The sequence below is a fragment of the Streptomyces sp. NPDC005262 genome (assembly GCF_042872425.1).
Classification (GTDB): Bacteria; Actinomycetota; Actinomycetes; order Streptomycetales; family Streptomycetaceae; genus Streptomyces.
In genome coordinates this window covers 543,022-558,031 of record NZ_JBIAKK010000003.1, presented here as the reverse complement: position 1 = coordinate 558,031, position 15,010 = coordinate 543,022, and the positions used below count along the sequence as shown (strand labels likewise).

Here is a 15,010-nt window from a genome sequence, read left to right as displayed (position 1 = left end):
TAATACCGCTTCGTCAGCAAAGGGGCACCGGGTGATGTACGCCGCCCGTAGTGAGCCCGCAGATCGGGAGCCGGACACTTCTGCCCGACCGCCCCTCGTCCGCGAGCTCCTTCTCGTCGTAGGACTCTTCGCGATCTACAAGATCGGCCGCCAGGCCGCGAGCGGTCACGTCGAGGAGGCGTACCGCAACGCCGGACATGTCTGGGACCTGGAACGGGCGGTGCACCTGCCGGGCGAGGGTGCCGTCCAGGGCATGCTGCTGCACAGCGAGACGCTGATCCACCTTGCGAACACCTACTACGCGATCGTGCACTTCCCGGCCACGCTCTTCTTCCTGGCCTGGCTCTACTGGCGCCGGCCCCTCCACTACGTATGGTCGCGCCGGATCCTCGCGGCGCTCACCGGGGCCGCGCTCGCCCTGCACCTGCTGTTCCCGCTCGCCCCGCCGCGGATGCTGGCCGCCGCCGGCCTCGTCGACACGGGCCAGGTATACGGGCCGACGGTGTACGGAGACACCCCGGCCACCGACTCGATGGCGAACCAGTTCGCCGCGATGCCCTCGCTGCACTTCGGCTGGGCGCTGATGGTCGCTGTCGGGCTGATCGTCGCCACACGTTCACGGTGGCGTTGGCTGTGGTTGCTGCACCCGCTGGTCACACTGCTGGTGATAGTCGGCACCGCCAATCACTACTGGCTCGACTCGATCGTGGTCAGCGTGTTGCTCGCCGTCGCGTTCGCGGCGCTGCGGCTGGAGCGGACCGTGCCGGTCCGTGTCCACACTCCGTGGCCGACCGTCGCCGGTACGGCCGAGCTCTCCGTCGCCCGGACCGGGCTGCCGATGCCCCGTACACCCGATCCGGCCGTCTCCGAGGTGTACGCCTCGTCGTCCGGAGGCCGACCATGAACGCCACGCTGACAGCCGTCGCGCTGTCCTTGGTCTCCGCCGTCGCGTATGCCTCGGCCGCCGTGGCCCAGGCCCGGCTCGCGGGGCGCAGCGAGTCGGGCGCCGGAGTGTTCCGGATGCTCGGGCGCGCGGCCTGGTGGTCAGCGGTGGCACTGAACGCCGGTGGAGCGCTGCTGCATGTCGCGGCGCTGAAGTACGGCCCGCTCACCCTCGTCCAGCCGCTCGGCGCACTCACCCTGGTCGCCGCCGTTCCGCTGGGCGCACGTGCCGCCGGACGCCGGGTCACCGGCACCGAATGGCACGGCACGATCCTCACCCTGCTCGGCCTGGGCGCGCTGCTCCTGACGGCGGGCGGCACGGCCCCGCACGAGACGTTGAGCCTGGGCGAGGCGCTGGCGGTCGGTGCGGCGACCATGGCGGTCGTCGCCGGACTCAGCCGCCCCGGGGCCCGCCCCGGACTGCGGCATGCGGCGGCGTCCGGCATCACGTCCGGCGTGGCCTCGGCGCTCACCCAGACGCTGACGGTCGCGGTGACGGACCACTCGGGCCCACTGTTCAGCTGGCGCCTGGTGACCGTGGCGCTGCTCGTCTCGGCCTTCGCGATGGGCGGCCTGCTCCTTGCCCAGACTGCGTACCAGGGCGGTCTCGGCGCGCCGCTCGCCGTGGTCACCCTCGCCAACCCGATCGCCGCCGCGGTCATCGGCCTGGCTCTGCTCGGCGAACGACTCCAGGGCGGGACGATCGCGCTGATCCCGGCCCTGCTGGGTTCGGCCGCGGCGGTACGCGGGGTCATTCTGCTCAGCCGCGCCCAGGGCGAGACGATGTCGCCGGTGGACCGGGCAAGAACGGAACCGGCGCCGAGCGCGCAGTCCCGGGTCGTGATCGGCAGCCCCCGGACGAGGGAGGACCGACTGGTCCTCAGCCCGGAACCGGGAGGTACCCGGGTCGGCGGGCCGTGACGCGGGTGCGACGAGGCGGGGTGGCGGCCCGGTGCGACCGGCCCGCCACCCCGCCCTCATCGGCAGCCTTCGCCGACCGTGCTCAGCGACCGAGCAGATCGGACGTCCTCAGGGCGGCCCTCATGGGCCGGACGGGCCCGCCGGGGTGGCTGAACCGGTGTCCTGCGCCAGAGCCCGGGTCAGCCAGCCGATCCAGAAGTTCTCCAGATCGATTCCGCCGCGCAGCACCAGATGCCGCAGCCGGTCCCCCTCGGAGTCCCGACCGGGTGGGAAGTCCCGCTTCTCGATCGCCAGATACTCGGCCAGCTGCTTCTCGTGCAACGCCAAGTGGCGGCGCAGCTCCCCGGTGAGGCCCGGTGCGCCGACCACCGCCGCCGCTCGCATCCGAAGCAGCAGCGGATCGCGGATCTGCTTCGGGTCCTCCGGGAGTGCCACCCAGGCCGCCAGCGCCTCGCGGCCGGCGGGCAGTACCTCGTACTCCTTCTTCCGGCCACGGGCCGGCTGGGTCGACGGCAGGGCACGGATCTGTCCGGCCTCCTCCAGCTTCCCGAGTTCGCGATAGATCTGCTGGTGCGTGGACGACCAGAAGTAGCCGATCGACCGGTCGAACCTGCGGGTCAGCTCCAGCCCCGAGGACGGCTTCTCGAGCAGGGCGGTGAGGATCGCGTGCGGGAGTGACATGGGACGCATCCTAAGGACGGCGCCGCGCCCGGAGCCGTGGGCCCCGGGCGCAGCGGGCCGTTGTCACAGCGCGGCGGCGAGCTCCGTGCCCTGGCGGATCGCCCGCTTGGCGTCCAGCTCGGCGGCCACGTCGGCGCCGCCGATCAGGTGCGCCGTACGGCCTGCGGCGAGCAGCTCCTCGTACAGTTCGCGTCGCGGTTCCTGTCCGGCGCAGAGCACCACCGTGTCGACCGGCAGGAGGTGCTGTTCGCCGTCGACCGTCAGGTGCAGACCGTCGTCGTCGATGCGGTCGTACGCGACGCCCGCGATCATGGTCACGCCGCGGTGCCGCAGCTCCGTGCGGTGGATCCACCCGGTCGTCTTCCCGAGTCCCGCGCCGACCTTGCTCGCCTTGCGCTGCAGCAGGTGGACGGTGCGCGGCGGCTTGGGGCGCTCGGGGAGGCGCAGACCGCCGCGCTCCCGGTACCCGGTGTCGACCCCCCACTGCCGGAAGAACACCTCCGGGTCGAGGCTCGCCGCGTCGCCGCCGTCCGTCAGGAACTCGGCGACGTCGAATCCGATCCCGCCCGCACCGATGATCGCGACTCGCTCACCGACCGGTGCCCCGTCCCGCAGGACATCCAGGTAGCTGACCACGCTGGGGTGGTCGAGACCTTCGATCGCCGGGGAGCGGGGCGTGACACCGGTGGCGAGAACGATCTCGTCGAAGCCGTCGAGGGTGCCCGGCGTGGCCTTCGTCCCGAGCCGGAGCTCGACCTGCTGCTCCGCGAGCCGGGTACGGAAGTAGCGCAGTGTCTCGTTGAACTCCTCCTTGCCCGGGATCCGGCGTGCCACATCGAGCTGGCCGCCGATCTCGTCGGCCGCATCGAAGAGCGTCACCGCGTGCCCGCGCTCGGACGCCGAGACGGCGCACGCGAGACCCGCGGGACCGGCGCCGACGACCGCGACGCGCTTGCGGGTCCGGGTCGGCGACAGGGTGAGTTCGGCCTCGGTCTCGTGGCAGGCGCGCGGATTGACCAGACAGGAGGTGATCTTGCCGCTGAACGTGTGGTCCAGGCAGGCCTGGTTGCAGCCGATACAGGTGTTGATCGCGTCGGCGCGGCCCGCACCCGCCTTGGCCACGAAGTCCGGGTCGGCGAGGAACGGCCGGGCCATCGACACCATGTCCGCACGGCCCGACGCGAGAATCTCCTCGGCGACCTCGGGGGTGTTGATCCGGTTGCTGGTCACCAACGGGACGGAGACGGCCCCGCGCACCTTCTCGGTGACCCAGGTGTAGGCCCCGCGCGGCACCGACGTCGCGATGGTGGGGATACGGGCCTCGTGCCAGCCGATCCCGGTGTTGATGATGGTGGCCCCGGCCGCCTCGATGGCCCGGGCGAGCTGTACGACCTCCTCCAGCGAGGAGCCGCCGGGCACCAGGTCCAGCATCGAGAGCCGGTAGATCAGGATGAAGTCGCTGCCGACCCGCTCGCGGACCCGGCGCACGATCTCCACCGGGAACCGGATGCGGTTCTCGTACGAACCGCCCCAGCGGTCGGTGCGGTGATTGGTTCCGGCGGCGATGAACTCATTGATCAGATAGCCCTCGGAGCCCATGATCTCGACACCGTCGTAGCCCGCCCGTCGCGCCAGCTCCGCGGTCCGCACGAAGTCCTCGACAGTCTCCTCGACCTCGTCGTCGGTCAGGGCGTGCGGTGTGAACGGGCTGATCGGGGCCTGGATCGCACTCGGCGCCACCAGGTCCGGATGGTGCGCGTACCGGCCGAAGTGCAGGATCTGCATGGCGATCCGGCCGCCCGCCGCGTGCACCGCGGCGGTGACCTGAGCATGCTGTTCGGCCTCCGCCTCGGTGGTCAGTTTGGCGCCGCCGGGATACGGGCGGGCGCGGTCGTTCGGCGCGATGCCACCGGTGACCATGAGGCCCACACCGCCGCGGGCGCGGGCCGCATAGAACGCCGCCATCCGCTCGAAGCCGCGCTCCGCCTCCTCCAGGCCGACATGCATCGATCCCATCAGGACCCGGTTGGGGAGGGTGGTGAACCCGAGGTCGAGCGGGCTCAGCAGGTTCGGGTACGGGGTCATCCGGCGGCTCCTCACACAGTGTCGTTGCGCCAGTTGTAGACCACCGAATCGTCATTGTGCAACAAGTTGCACAATGACCTGCGTCGCATTTGCTCACCAGCGGACGGCGGCCCCCGGACGGAGTAGTACCGGGGCGCGTTCGCCCGTCGCGGCGCGGAGTGTGGATCCGTAACCCGGCACACACCCGAACCCCCACGGAGACCCCCATGGCCTGCCTCAACCGGTATGACCTCGGTCTGCTCGTCCTGCGCGTAGGCACCGGCGCGGTCCTGGCCGCGCACGGCAGTCAGAAGCTGTTCGGCTGGTTCGGCGGCGGAGGCATCGAGGGAACCGCCGCGGGCATGCGAGCCATGGGCTTCCACCCGCCCAGGCACAGCGCGGTCGCCGCCGGAGTCGGTGAGGCCGGCAGCGGCGCTCTGCTGGCCCTCGGCCTCGCCACCCCCGCCGCCGGAGCGGCCGCGGCGGGCGCCATGTCGGCCGCCGTCGCCGTCCATGCGCCGGCGGGCTTCTTCGCGCAGGGCGGCGGTTACGAATACCCGGCCTTCCTGGGCTTCACCGCCGCCGCGCTCGGCCTGACCGGCCCAGGCCGGTACTCCCTCGACCATGCGACCTATCACCTCCTCGACCGACCGTGGATCGTCGCCCTCGCCTTCGTGGGCAGTGCGGCCGGGGTCGTGGCCGTCGTCGGGGAGCGGTCCAAGGGGCTGAGGAGGAGAGCGGCCGAGAACTGAGCCGACGGTGCGTCAGGGCCGCCCTGACGCACCGTCGCCCCCATGGCCGCGTTCTCGGCCGTCGGGTGGCCGCAGGACGTTCCCCCTTTCGAGTGACTCCGCCGCCCAGTGATGACGGAGCCCGCCGGGTGTGTCCGAGGCTTGCAGGCGGCCGGACCCGCTCCGGCCGGGAGCCGCAGAGCCGCAGAACCTCAGAGCCGCTGGGAGTCCGCCGTGCACATCCTGCTCGTCGCGAGTGCGTTCAACAGCCTTACTCAGCGCGTTCATGCGGAGCTGCGGGACCGGGGCCACACCGTGGCGGTCGGACTCGCACTCTCCGACGGCCATATGCGGGACGCGGTCCGAGAGTTCGCACCGGACCTGATCGTGGCTCCGATGCTCAGGACCGCCATTCCACGCGACGTGTGGTCGGCGCACACCTGCCTCATCGTCCATCCCGGACCCGTCGGCGACCGCGGACCGTCCTCGCTCGACTGGGCGATCCATGAGGGCGTCACCCGTTGGGGCGTAACGGTTCTGCAGGCCGACGAGGAGATGGATGCCGGAGACGTCTGGGCGTCGGTGGAATTCTCCGTACCGCCGGTGGGCAAGAGCGACCTCTACCGCAACGAGGTCTCCGACGCCGCGCTGACGGCGGTGCTGCGGGCCGTCGACCGGTTCGCCTCGGGGATGTACACCCCCCGGCCCCAGGACAGCGCACGTGCCACGGACGGCACCCGGCCGTATTTCCGTCAGGAACTCCGTCGGATCGACTGGCGGTCCGACTCCACCGAGACCGTGCTGCGGAAGCTGCGTGCGGCCGACTCGCAACCGGGTGTCCTGGACGAACTGCTGGGCCGCGAGTGGTTCCTGCACGGGGGGCACCCCGAGGACCGGCTGCGCGGCCGCCCCGGAGAGCTGCTGGCCACGCGGGCCGGCGGAGTCTGCCGGGCCACCGTCGACGGCGCCGTATGGATCCCGGAGCTGCGCGCCAGGCGGCAGCCGGGACAGCCCGCCCGGTTCAGGCTCCCCGCCGTCCTCGCACTCGGCGACCGGCTGCCTCCGCTGCCTGCGGACCCGGTCCCGCCGGACGCATCCGGGCGCCGCGGAACCTGGGCCGACATCCGCTACGAGGAGACCGGAGCCGTCGGGCACCTCACGTTCTCGTTCCCCGGCGGGGCCATGAGCACCACTCAGTGCACGCGCCTCCTGGACGCCTACCGGACCGCCTGCTCCCGGCCCACCTCGGTCCTGGTGCTGGGCGGCGGCCGGGACTTCTTCTCCAACGGCATCCACCTGAACGTCATCGAGGCGGCGGCCGACCCCGCCGAGGAGTCCTGGGCCAATATCAACGCGATGAACGACCTGGTGGAGGCCGTGCTGACCACCACCAACCGACTGGTGGTCGCTGCCGTGGGCGGCAACGCCGCCGCCGGCGGAGCGATGCTCGCCCTGGCCGCCGACGAGGTCTGGTGCCGCAGGGGCTCGGTGCTCAACCCGCACTACCGGCTGATGGGACTGTCCGGCTCGGAGTACTGGACCCGCACCCTGCCGAGCAGGGTGGGGCCCGAGACGGCCGAGCGGGTCTCCCGCGAAGCGCTGCCGCTCGGCGCCGAAGCCGCCGAGCGGCTCGGCCTGGTGGACCGGACCATCGCCTGCCGGCCCGAGGACTTCCCGGCCGAGGCCGTTCGACTGGCCGTCCGGCTTGCCTCGTCGACCGCCGCACAGGCACGGATCGCTCGTAAGAAGACGGCGCTCGAGCGCCAGGAGGCGATCAAGCCACTGGCCGCCTACCGGCGGGAGGAACTGGCCGCGATGCGGTCCATCTTCTTCGACCCGGACGCGCCGTACCACCACCTGCGCCGTGCCTTCGTACGCAAGGAACCCCCGACCCGGACGCCGCCTCACCTCGGCGTCGGCGTGCCCGGAAGGCGCACGGCACATCCGTCCGCCACCCGGGACGGCGCCGTCACCGCAACGGCGGCACTCACCGATGTACCCGGACCGACTGACGGTTAGCTGGACATGAAGGCCGAAAAGCGGGCTTTCGGCGCAGAGCTCCCCAAGGAGACATCCCCATGGATGCAGCAACAGCGAACACGGTCGGCGACCGGGCAGACGGTGCGGGCGCCGACGAGGAGTCCCCGATCCACATCCTCTGGATCAACGCGGGGCTGAGCTGTGACGGCGACTCGGTGTCGCTGACTGCGGCGATGCAGCCGAGCATCGAGGAAATCGTCCTCGGTGTGCTGCCGGGCCTGCCGAAGATCCAGGTCCACTGGCCCCTGATCGACTTCGAGTCCGGTCCGGTGGGCGGTGCGGACACCTTCATCGAGTGGTTCTTCAAGGGCGAACGTGGCGAGATCGACCCCTTCGTGCTGGTCGTCGAGGGCTCCATCCCCAACGAGTCGATCAAGCAGGAGGGGTACTGGTGCGGCTTCGGCGACAACCCGGAGACCGGCCAGCCGATCACGACCAGTGAATGGATCGACCGGCTGGCGCCCAAGGCGCTGGCGGTCGTCGCCATCGGAACCTGCGCCACCTACGGCGGCATCCATGCGATGGCCGGCAACCCGACGGGCGCCATGGGTGTGCCCGACTACCTGGGCTGGGACTGGACCTCGAAGGCCGGCATTCCGATCGTGTGCGTGCCGGGCTGCCCGATCCAGCCGGACAACTTCTCGGAGACCCTCACCTACCTGCTCTACCAGGCAGTGGGCTCCGCTCCGATGATTCCGCTGGACGACAAGCTGCGCCCGACCTGGCTCTTCGGCGCCACCGTGCACGAGGGGTGCGACCGGGCCGGTTACTACGAGCAGGGCCAGTTCGCCACCACGTACGACTCGCCCAAGTGCCTGGTCAAGCTCGGCTGCTGGGGCCCCGTCGTCAAGTGCAACGTCCCCAAGCGCGGCTGGATGAACGGCATCGGAGGCTGTCCGAACGTCGGCGGCATCTGTATCGCCTGCACCATGCCGGGCTTCCCCGACAAGTTCATGCCGTTCATGGACGAACCGCCCGGCGGCAAGATCTCCAGCAGCGCCAGCGGGGCGTACGGGGCGGTGGTCCGCAGACTCCGGTCGGTCACGGCCAGGACCGTGGACAGGGAACCGAAGTGGCGTCACACGGGCAGGAAGCTGACCACCGGGTACCGCCCGCCCTGGTGACCGACCGCCCGGCGCCACCGCCCCGCGATCGACGGACGGCCCGCCTCGCCCCCGCTCCCCATCCCTCAACTCCCGCTTCCCAGAAGGGTTATGGCACACACAATGGCATCCACGACGAAGGCGGCCGGTGACGGCAGTGGCCTCGTCGAGATGGCCTGGGATCCGATCACCCGGATCGTAGGCAGTCTCGGCATCCACACGAAGATCGACTTCAAACAGAAGCGGGTCGCGGAGTGCTACAGCACTTCGTCGGTCTTCCGTGGCTACAGCGTCTTCATGCGGGGCAAGGATCCCCGGGACGCCCACTTCATCACCAGCCGCATCTGCGGGATCTGCGGCGACAACCACGCCACATGTTCCGTGTACACGCAGAACATGGCCTACGGGGTGAAGCCGCCGCATCTCGGTGAGTGGATCATCAACCTGGGTGAGTCGGCGGAGTACATGTTCGACCACAACATCTTCCAGGAGAACCTGGTCGGGGTCGACTACTGCGAGAAGATGGTCCGCGAGACCAACCCCGGAGTCCTGGAGCTCGCCGAGCGCACCGAGGCGCCGCACGCCGGGGAGCACGGCTACCGCACGATCGCCGACATCATGCGCTCCCTCAACCCCATCGAGGGAGAGTTCTACCGCGAGGCTCTTCAAGTGAGCCGCTACACGCGGGAGATGTTCTGCCTGATGGAAGGGCGCCATGTGCACCCCTCCACGCTCTACCCGGGCGGTGTGGGAACGGTCGCGTCCGTCCAGCTCTTCACGGACTACCTCAGCCGCCTCATGCGGTACGTGGAGTTCATGAAGCGGGTCGTTCCCCTGCACGACGACCTGTTCGATTTCTTCTACGAGGCGTTGCCCGGGTACGAGGAGGTCGGCCGCCGGCGGGTGCTGCTCGGCTGCTGGGGAGCGCTCAACGACCCCGAGTACTGCGACTTCACGTACGCCAACATGACGGACTGGGGACGGAAGATGTTCGTCACCCCCGGCGTGATCGTGGACGGCAAACTGGTCACCGACGACCTCACCGAGATCAACCTCGGTATCCGGATCCTGCTCGGCAGTTCGTACTACGACGACTGGCAGGGCAGGGAACAGTTCGTCACCCACGACCCGCTGGGCAACCCGGTGGACCCCCGCCACCCGTGGAACCAGCACACCATCCCCGCCCCGCAGAAGCGGAACTTCGACGACAAGTACAGCTGGGTGATGTCGCCCCGCTGGTTCGACGGCAAGGACCACCTGGCACTGGACACCGGCGGCGGCCCCATCGCCCGCCTCTGGTCCACCGCCCTGTCCGGGCTCGTCGACGTCGGCTATGTGAAGGCCACCGGGCACAGCGTCGTCATCAACCTGCCTCGCACGATGACCAAGCCCGAGACCACCTTCGAGTGGAAGATCCCGAAGTGGAGCAACGCGCTGGAACGCAACCGCGCCCGCACCTACTTCCAGGCGTACGCCGCCGCGATCGCGCTGCACTGTGCCGAGAAGGGGCTCGAAGAGGTCCGCGCCGGACGTACCCAGACCTGGGAGAAGTTCGACGTGCCGGACGAGAGCATCGGCGTCGGCTTCACGGAGGCCGTACGGGGCGTGCTCTCCCACCACATGGTGATCAGGGACGGCAAGATCGCCAACTACCATCCCTATCCGCCCACTCCGTGGAACGCCAGCACCCGGGACACGTTCGGCACCCCCGGCCCGTACGAGGACGCGGTGCAGAACACACCGATCTTCGAGGAGAACACCCCGGAGAACTTCAAGGGCATCGACATCATGCGGGCAGTCCGCAGCTTCGACCCCTGCCTGCCGTGCGGCGTCCACATGTTCGTGGGCGACGGCAGGACGGTCAAGCAGATGCATGTGCCCACCGGACTGAGCGGACTGGCCGGATGAGCGCCGCAGCCCCGTCGGCCGTCGCACCGCGGCGAGCCGTGGACGCCGTGGAGGCCGGACAGCGGGTCGAAGAACTGCTCGACCGCCTGACCGCCACCGGAGACCAGGAAGTGGGTGCCGCGGCCGAGGATCTGGTGCGGGTCCTGATGGACTTCTACGGCGCCGGCCTCGCTCGTATCGTCGACCGCCTCAGCACCCCCGCGGACCACGGAACCGGCGGCGGACCGCTCGCCGCACTGCTCGACGACGAGCTCGTGTCGAGCCTGCTGGCCCTGCACGACCTGCACCCGGAGGACATCGGCACGCGCATCGCGCGCGCCCTCGACTCCGTCCGTGACCCCGTCGAGGTCGTCGGCTTCGACGAGGAGACCGGCATTCTGCGGCTGCGCTCCTCGTCCGAAGCCGGTGACGGGGGTGGCTGCGGCTGCCCGAGCACGGGCGCGGCGGCCCGGCGCAGCGTCGAGGACGCGCTGGCCTGCTTCGTACCGGAGGTGAACCAGGTGGAGATGGAGTCCTCGGCCACCGACCGGGAGCCACCGCTGCTCCAGATCGCCACCCGTCCGCCGACCGGAACTTCCGTGGCCGGGAAGGCCGTTGAGGCGAAGGCGCCATGATCGCGCCCCAGGCGCCCGCCGGACGCCCGGCGGGCGTTGCCCGCCCCGCAGGCCTGCGCAGGTTCACCATGCCGCCGGAGCCCCGGCAGGAGGGCTGCGAGCTGTGCGGCGTGCCCGTGGCCGAGGGTGGCCATAGGCATCTCGTGGACACCGAGAAGCGGGCGCTGGCCTGCGCATGCACACCGTGCGCCCTGCTCTTCGAGCAGCCGGGCGCAGCGCACGGACGCTTCAGAACGGTCCCGGACCGCTATCTGTCCGATCCGGACCACCGTCTCGACGACGGCGCGTGGGAACTCCTGCAGATTCCGGTCGGCGTCGCGTTCTTCTTCCGCAACGCCGCTCTGGACCGGCTGGTCGCGCTCTACCCGAGCCCGGCCGGAGCCACCGAGAGCGAACTCGACCCGCAGACCTGGCAGACCGTGCTCGGCACCACCCGCCTCGCCGCACTGCTCGAACCCGACGTCGAGGCGCTGCTGATGCGCCGCACGGAGGGCCGGGCCGAGTGCTACCTCGTACCGATCGACATCTGCTACGAACTGGTGGGACGCATGCGCCTCCTCTGGCAGGGCTTCGACGGAGGGGCCGAGGCGAGGGCCGACCTCCAGGCGTTCTTCGCGCACGTCGGCGGACGCGCCGCCCGGACCCAGGAGAAGGGGCAGCCGCAGTGACGGAATTCGCCTTCACCTGCACCGGAGTCCGCGCCGATCCGTACGCGGCGGGTCCCACGTTGGTCTTCCGGCTGCGCATCACCGCGTCCCCGGAAGCCCGGGTGCATGCCCTCGCGCTTCGCTGTCAGATCCGGATCGAACCCGGCCGACGCGGCTACGAGCAGACCGAGGCGGACGGACTGCACGATCTCTTCGGTGACCGCTCCCGCTGGGGAAACACCCTCCAGCCGCTGCAGTTCGCCCAGGTCTCCCTCATGGTCCCGTCATTCACCACGGAGACCGAGGTGGACCTCGTCGTGCCCTGCACCTACGACCTGGATGTCGCCGCGACGCGCTACTTCGACGCGCTCCAGGACGGCGAGGTGCCGCTCCTCCTGCTCTTCTCCGGCACCGCCTTCACCGGGGACGGCGGCTTCCACGTCGAGCCGGTGCCCTGGGACCGCGAGGCTTCCTGCCGCATGCCGGTGGCGGTGTGGAAGGACATGATCGAGCAGCACTTCCCGGGCTCCGGCTGGATCCGGCTGCCGCGCGACACCATGAACGCGCTGCTCGCCTTCCGCTCGCGGCAGGCCCTGCCGTCCTGGGAGGCGACCGTCCAGGCACTGATCGACCTGGCCGGGGCCTCCGGGGCTCCGAGCCCTGAGCGCCCGGCGCGCCGGCCCGTGCTGCCCCGCGTCACCGAGAGGACGGCGCCGTGACCGCGTCCCTGCTCACGCCCGCACTGGAGTCCCGGTTCGCCACCGCCCGGCAGGTCGCCGACACCGTCCTCTTCGAGGGATATGTGCTGTACCCGTACCGGGCGTCCGCGGCCAAGAACCGGCTGCGCTGGCAGTTCGGGGTGCTCGTACCGCCCGGTTGGGGCTCCGACCGCGAGGAGCACGACTTCCAGCACACCGAGTGCCTGATGGAACCGAAGCCCGGCGCCACGCTCGCCGTCGAGGCACGCTTCCTGCACGCCCAGCGACGGACGGTGCAACAGGTCCTCGACGACGGCACGTTCGAGACCGTGGACCGACTCGACCTGGCCGACCGGGTACTGGTCCCGTGGGACGAAGGCGCCCAGGAACGCGTCGAAGTGGTCGTGGACGTCGCCGAACTGACCGGGGACGGGGTCACCGTCCCCTTCACCCGGCCCGCCCGCGAGGAGACCGAACCAGTCCTGGACGCGGACGGGCGGACGGTGGGCCGTCTGGTCCGCCGCTGCGAGGAGATCAGCGGTGCTGTGCGGCTGTCCGCCCGCGAACTCGACGGCCCCTACCGGGTCATGAGGCTCACCGCCGTGGTGGAGAACACCAGCGCCTGGACGCCCGACTCCACCGAGGCCGACCGGGAGGCCGCGCTCCCACGGTCGCTGGTCGCCGCGCACCTGCTGCTGGGCCTCAGCGCGGGATCGTTCCTGTCGATGACGGACCCGCCCGAGTGGGCCAAGGGCGCGGTCGCGGCCTGCCGCAACCTGCACACCTGGCCGGTGCTCGCCGGGGAACCCGCGCGCGCGGACCTGATGCTGTCGTCCCCGATCATCCTGGAGGACCATCCGGCCATCGCCCCCGAGAGTCCGGGCACGCTCTACGACGCCACCGAGATCGACGAGATCCTCGCCCTGCGCACGGCGGCCCTGACCGACCAGGAGAAGCGCGAGGCACGCGGCACCGATCCCCGGGCGGCAGCCGTCATCGACCTGGCCGAGTCGATGCCCCCCGAGGTCCTGGAGCGGCTGCACGGCGCGGTTCGGGCCCTGCGGGAGATCACCGGACCCGACACGCCCCCGCCCGCCGCGCAGGACCCCGTCCCGGACGGCGTGGACCTGATCGACACCCGCGGCGTACTCCGGCCCGACACCCCGTGGTGGGACCCGGCGAGCGACGACACCGCAGACCCGGCCCGGGACAGGATCCTGATCGACGGCCGGTCCGTGGGCGTGGGCAGCCGTGTCCTCCTACGACCCGGACTCCGGCGGAGCGACGCCCAGGACCTTTTCCTCAAGGGCCGCAGCGCACAGGTCGAAGCAGTGCTCCACGACGTCGACGGCGGAGTGCACCTCGCAGTCACCGTGGAAGGCGACCCGGGCGCGGACATCCGCCGCGAGCAGGGGCGCTTCCTGTACTTCCAGCCGGACGAGATCGCCCTCCTGGAGGACGCGTGAACGACCTTGCGCAGAAGCACGCGAGAACCCTCATCGCCGGGATCGGGAACATCTTCCTCGGCGACGACGGCTTCGGCGTCGAGACGGTGCGCGCACTGTCCTCGCACCGGCTCCCCGACGACGTCGAGATTGTCGACATCGGCGTGAGGGGCGTCCATCTCGCCTATCAGCTCCTCGACGGATACGACACCCTCGTCCTGATCGACGCCACCGCACGCGGGGGCCGCCCGGGGACCCTGTATCTGATCGAGGCCGACGAACCCGGAGCCGTCGAACCGCAGAACGCGCTGCTCGACGGCCACCGGATGTCCCCCGACGCCGTCCTGGCACTGCTCCGCACCCTGTGCGCGGGCACCGGAGCCGTACCGCCGAGGCGCACGCTCGTCGTCGGCTGCGAACCCGACAGTGTCGACGAAGGGATCGGGCTGAGCGCCCCCGTGGCCGCAGCGGTGCCCCATGCCGCACAGATGGTCCTGGACCTCGTACAAGCACCCGGCCGTCCGGCCGACGCCCGGCGGAGGGCCGCCGGACCCGTCATGAACTGAGCAGAAGGAACCCACCACGATGAAGAAGATCCTTGTCTGCGGCCTGAGCGCCGTCGCTGTCGCCGCCGTCGTCGCGCAGATCCTGCCCGACGTGAGGCGCTATCTGCGGATGCGCAGCATGTGACGGGGCTCCCGCCGTCCGGGCCCGGCCCATGGCTGCACCGAATGGTGCATGTGCCGCACGGGTACCGGCGAGCCGGTCCGCCGGCCCCCGTGAGCGGCCGCTGTAATGACGCAGTGCAGGACGGAGAACCAATGCACGAGATGTCGATCGCCATGGCCGTCGTCGACCAGGTGGCAGAGGCGGCTCAGGCAGGCGGAGCCACCTCGGTCGGGTCCGTCCGGCTGCAGGTCGGGGAACTGGCCGGAGTCGTCCCCGACGCCCTGTCCTTCTGCTTCGGACTCGCCTGCGCCGGGACCGTCCTGGAAGGAGCCGAACTCGTCGTCGAGGCCGTGGCGGCCCGCGCCCGGTGCGTGCCCTGCGCGGACGAATGGGCGGTCGGTATGCCGCCGCAGCTGTGCTGTCCGGTCTGCGGCGAGGCGACCGCCGAACTCCTGTCGGGCCGCGAACTGCAGATCCTCAGCGTGCACTGGCAGGACGGCCCCGCACCCGAACGCACCCGCGAACCGATCTCCCAGGAGCACTGAAC

General features: G+C 70.7%; 15 protein-coding genes. 13 read left to right on the top strand and 2 right to left on the bottom strand.

What is annotated here, in order from left to right; translation table 11 throughout:
* Window positions 1-34: 34 nt before the first annotated feature.
* A complete protein-coding gene (locus ACFYP5_RS12530; protein ID WP_389034126.1) occupies window positions 35-904 on the top strand; it encodes a phosphatase PAP2 family protein in 870 nt (289 codons plus the stop codon).
* Window positions 901-1,863 carry a hypothetical protein gene (locus ACFYP5_RS12525; RefSeq protein ID WP_389034124.1) on the top strand — a complete coding sequence of 321 codons (963 nt, stop codon included), beginning with the start codon at window positions 901-903 and terminating at the stop codon, window positions 1,861-1,863. Before ACFYP5_RS12530 ends, ACFYP5_RS12525 begins: the two co-directional genes overlap by 4 nt.
* A gap of 120 nt (window positions 1,864-1,983) precedes the next feature.
* Here ACFYP5_RS12525 and ACFYP5_RS12520 read toward each other — a convergent pair whose 3' ends face one another.
* Window positions 1,984-2,544, bottom strand: a complete 561-nt coding sequence (locus ACFYP5_RS12520) for a PadR family transcriptional regulator (RefSeq protein WP_389034121.1) — start codon at window positions 2,542-2,544, stop codon at window positions 1,984-1,986.
* Between the two features lie 63 nt (window positions 2,545-2,607).
* A complete protein-coding gene (locus tag ACFYP5_RS12515; protein WP_389034118.1) occupies window positions 2,608-4,629 on the bottom strand; it encodes an FAD-dependent oxidoreductase in 2,022 nt (673 codons plus the stop codon).
* Window positions 4,630-4,835: 206 nt separating this feature from the next.
* Here ACFYP5_RS12515 and ACFYP5_RS12510 point away from each other — a divergent pair, with 206 nt between their 5' ends.
* From ACFYP5_RS12510 to ACFYP5_RS12460, 11 genes are all read left to right on the top strand, one after another.
* Window positions 4,836-5,360, top strand: coding sequence for a DoxX family protein (locus tag ACFYP5_RS12510; protein ID WP_389034115.1), 525 nt, complete (start codon window positions 4,836-4,838; stop codon window positions 5,358-5,360).
* Between the two features lie 213 nt (window positions 5,361-5,573).
* A complete protein-coding gene (locus tag ACFYP5_RS12505; protein WP_389034112.1) occupies window positions 5,574-7,358 on the top strand; it encodes a hydrogenase maturation protein in 1,785 nt (594 codons plus the stop codon).
* 59 nt (window positions 7,359-7,417) lie between these two features.
* Window positions 7,418-8,503: a hydrogenase expression protein HypE gene (locus tag ACFYP5_RS12500; protein ID WP_389034110.1), complete on the top strand. Its 1,086-nt coding sequence runs from the start codon at window positions 7,418-7,420 to the stop codon at window positions 8,501-8,503.
* A 102-nt stretch (window positions 8,504-8,605) separates the two neighbouring features.
* Window positions 8,606-10,390: a nickel-dependent hydrogenase large subunit gene (locus tag ACFYP5_RS12495; protein WP_389034107.1), complete on the top strand. Its 1,785-nt coding sequence runs from the start codon at window positions 8,606-8,608 to the stop codon at window positions 10,388-10,390.
* The gene (locus tag ACFYP5_RS12490) at window positions 10,387-11,004 is read left to right on the top strand and encodes a hypothetical protein (protein WP_389034105.1); all 618 of its coding nucleotides are present in this window, start codon (window positions 10,387-10,389) and stop codon (window positions 11,002-11,004) included. Before ACFYP5_RS12495 ends, ACFYP5_RS12490 begins: the two co-directional genes overlap by 4 nt.
* Window positions 11,001-11,672 carry a DUF5947 family protein gene (locus tag ACFYP5_RS12485; protein WP_389034103.1) on the top strand — a complete coding sequence of 224 codons (672 nt, stop codon included), beginning with the start codon at window positions 11,001-11,003 and terminating at the stop codon, window positions 11,670-11,672. Before ACFYP5_RS12490 ends, ACFYP5_RS12485 begins: the two co-directional genes overlap by 4 nt.
* A complete protein-coding gene (locus ACFYP5_RS12480) occupies window positions 11,669-12,370 on the top strand; it encodes a DUF6084 family protein (RefSeq protein ID WP_389034100.1) in 702 nt (233 codons plus the stop codon). The genes ACFYP5_RS12485 and ACFYP5_RS12480 overlap by 4 nt, the downstream gene beginning before the upstream one ends.
* A complete protein-coding gene (locus tag ACFYP5_RS12475) occupies window positions 12,367-13,815 on the top strand; it encodes a hypothetical protein (protein ID WP_389034098.1) in 1,449 nt (482 codons plus the stop codon). Before ACFYP5_RS12480 ends, ACFYP5_RS12475 begins: the two co-directional genes overlap by 4 nt.
* Entirely contained in the window at window positions 13,812-14,360 is a 549-nt protein-coding gene (locus ACFYP5_RS12470) for a hydrogenase maturation protease (RefSeq protein ID WP_389034095.1), read from the top strand. The genes ACFYP5_RS12475 and ACFYP5_RS12470 overlap by 4 nt, the downstream gene beginning before the upstream one ends.
* Before the next feature lie 19 nt (window positions 14,361-14,379).
* Window positions 14,380-14,484, top strand: coding sequence for a DUF6893 family small protein (locus ACFYP5_RS12465; RefSeq protein ID WP_389034092.1), 105 nt, complete (start codon window positions 14,380-14,382; stop codon window positions 14,482-14,484).
* Between the two features lie 131 nt (window positions 14,485-14,615).
* Entirely contained in the window at window positions 14,616-15,008 is a 393-nt protein-coding gene (locus tag ACFYP5_RS12460; protein WP_389034090.1) for a hydrogenase maturation nickel metallochaperone HypA, read from the top strand.
* Window positions 15,009-15,010: the final 2 nt, after the last annotated feature.

What these genes read in the sequence shown, in the direction of transcription:
- ACFYP5_RS12530 (WP_389034126.1), top strand. Translation starts at nt 35, where the DNA reads ATGTACGCCGCCCGTAGTGAGCCCGCAGATCGGGAGCCGGACACTTCT.
- ACFYP5_RS12525 (WP_389034124.1), top strand. Translation starts at nt 901, where the DNA reads ATGAACGCCACGCTGACAGCCGTCGCGCTGTCCTTGGTCTCCGCCGTC.
- ACFYP5_RS12520 (WP_389034121.1), bottom strand. Translation starts at nt 2,544, where the DNA reads ATGTCACTCCCGCACGCGATCCTCACCGCCCTGCTCGAGAAGCCGTCC.
- ACFYP5_RS12515 (WP_389034118.1), bottom strand. Translation starts at nt 4,629, where the DNA reads ATGACCCCGTACCCGAACCTGCTGAGCCCGCTCGACCTCGGGTTCACC.
- ACFYP5_RS12510 (WP_389034115.1), top strand. Translation starts at nt 4,836, where the DNA reads ATGGCCTGCCTCAACCGGTATGACCTCGGTCTGCTCGTCCTGCGCGTA.
- ACFYP5_RS12500 (WP_389034110.1), top strand. Translation starts at nt 7,418, where the DNA reads ATGGATGCAGCAACAGCGAACACGGTCGGCGACCGGGCAGACGGTGCG.
- ACFYP5_RS12495 (WP_389034107.1), top strand. Translation starts at nt 8,606, where the DNA reads ATGGCATCCACGACGAAGGCGGCCGGTGACGGCAGTGGCCTCGTCGAG.
- ACFYP5_RS12490 (WP_389034105.1), top strand. Translation starts at nt 10,387, where the DNA reads ATGAGCGCCGCAGCCCCGTCGGCCGTCGCACCGCGGCGAGCCGTGGAC.
- ACFYP5_RS12485 (WP_389034103.1), top strand. Translation starts at nt 11,001, where the DNA reads ATGATCGCGCCCCAGGCGCCCGCCGGACGCCCGGCGGGCGTTGCCCGC.
- ACFYP5_RS12465 (WP_389034092.1), top strand. Translation starts at nt 14,380, where the DNA reads ATGAAGAAGATCCTTGTCTGCGGCCTGAGCGCCGTCGCTGTCGCCGCC.
- ACFYP5_RS12460 (WP_389034090.1), top strand. Translation starts at nt 14,616, where the DNA reads ATGCACGAGATGTCGATCGCCATGGCCGTCGTCGACCAGGTGGCAGAG.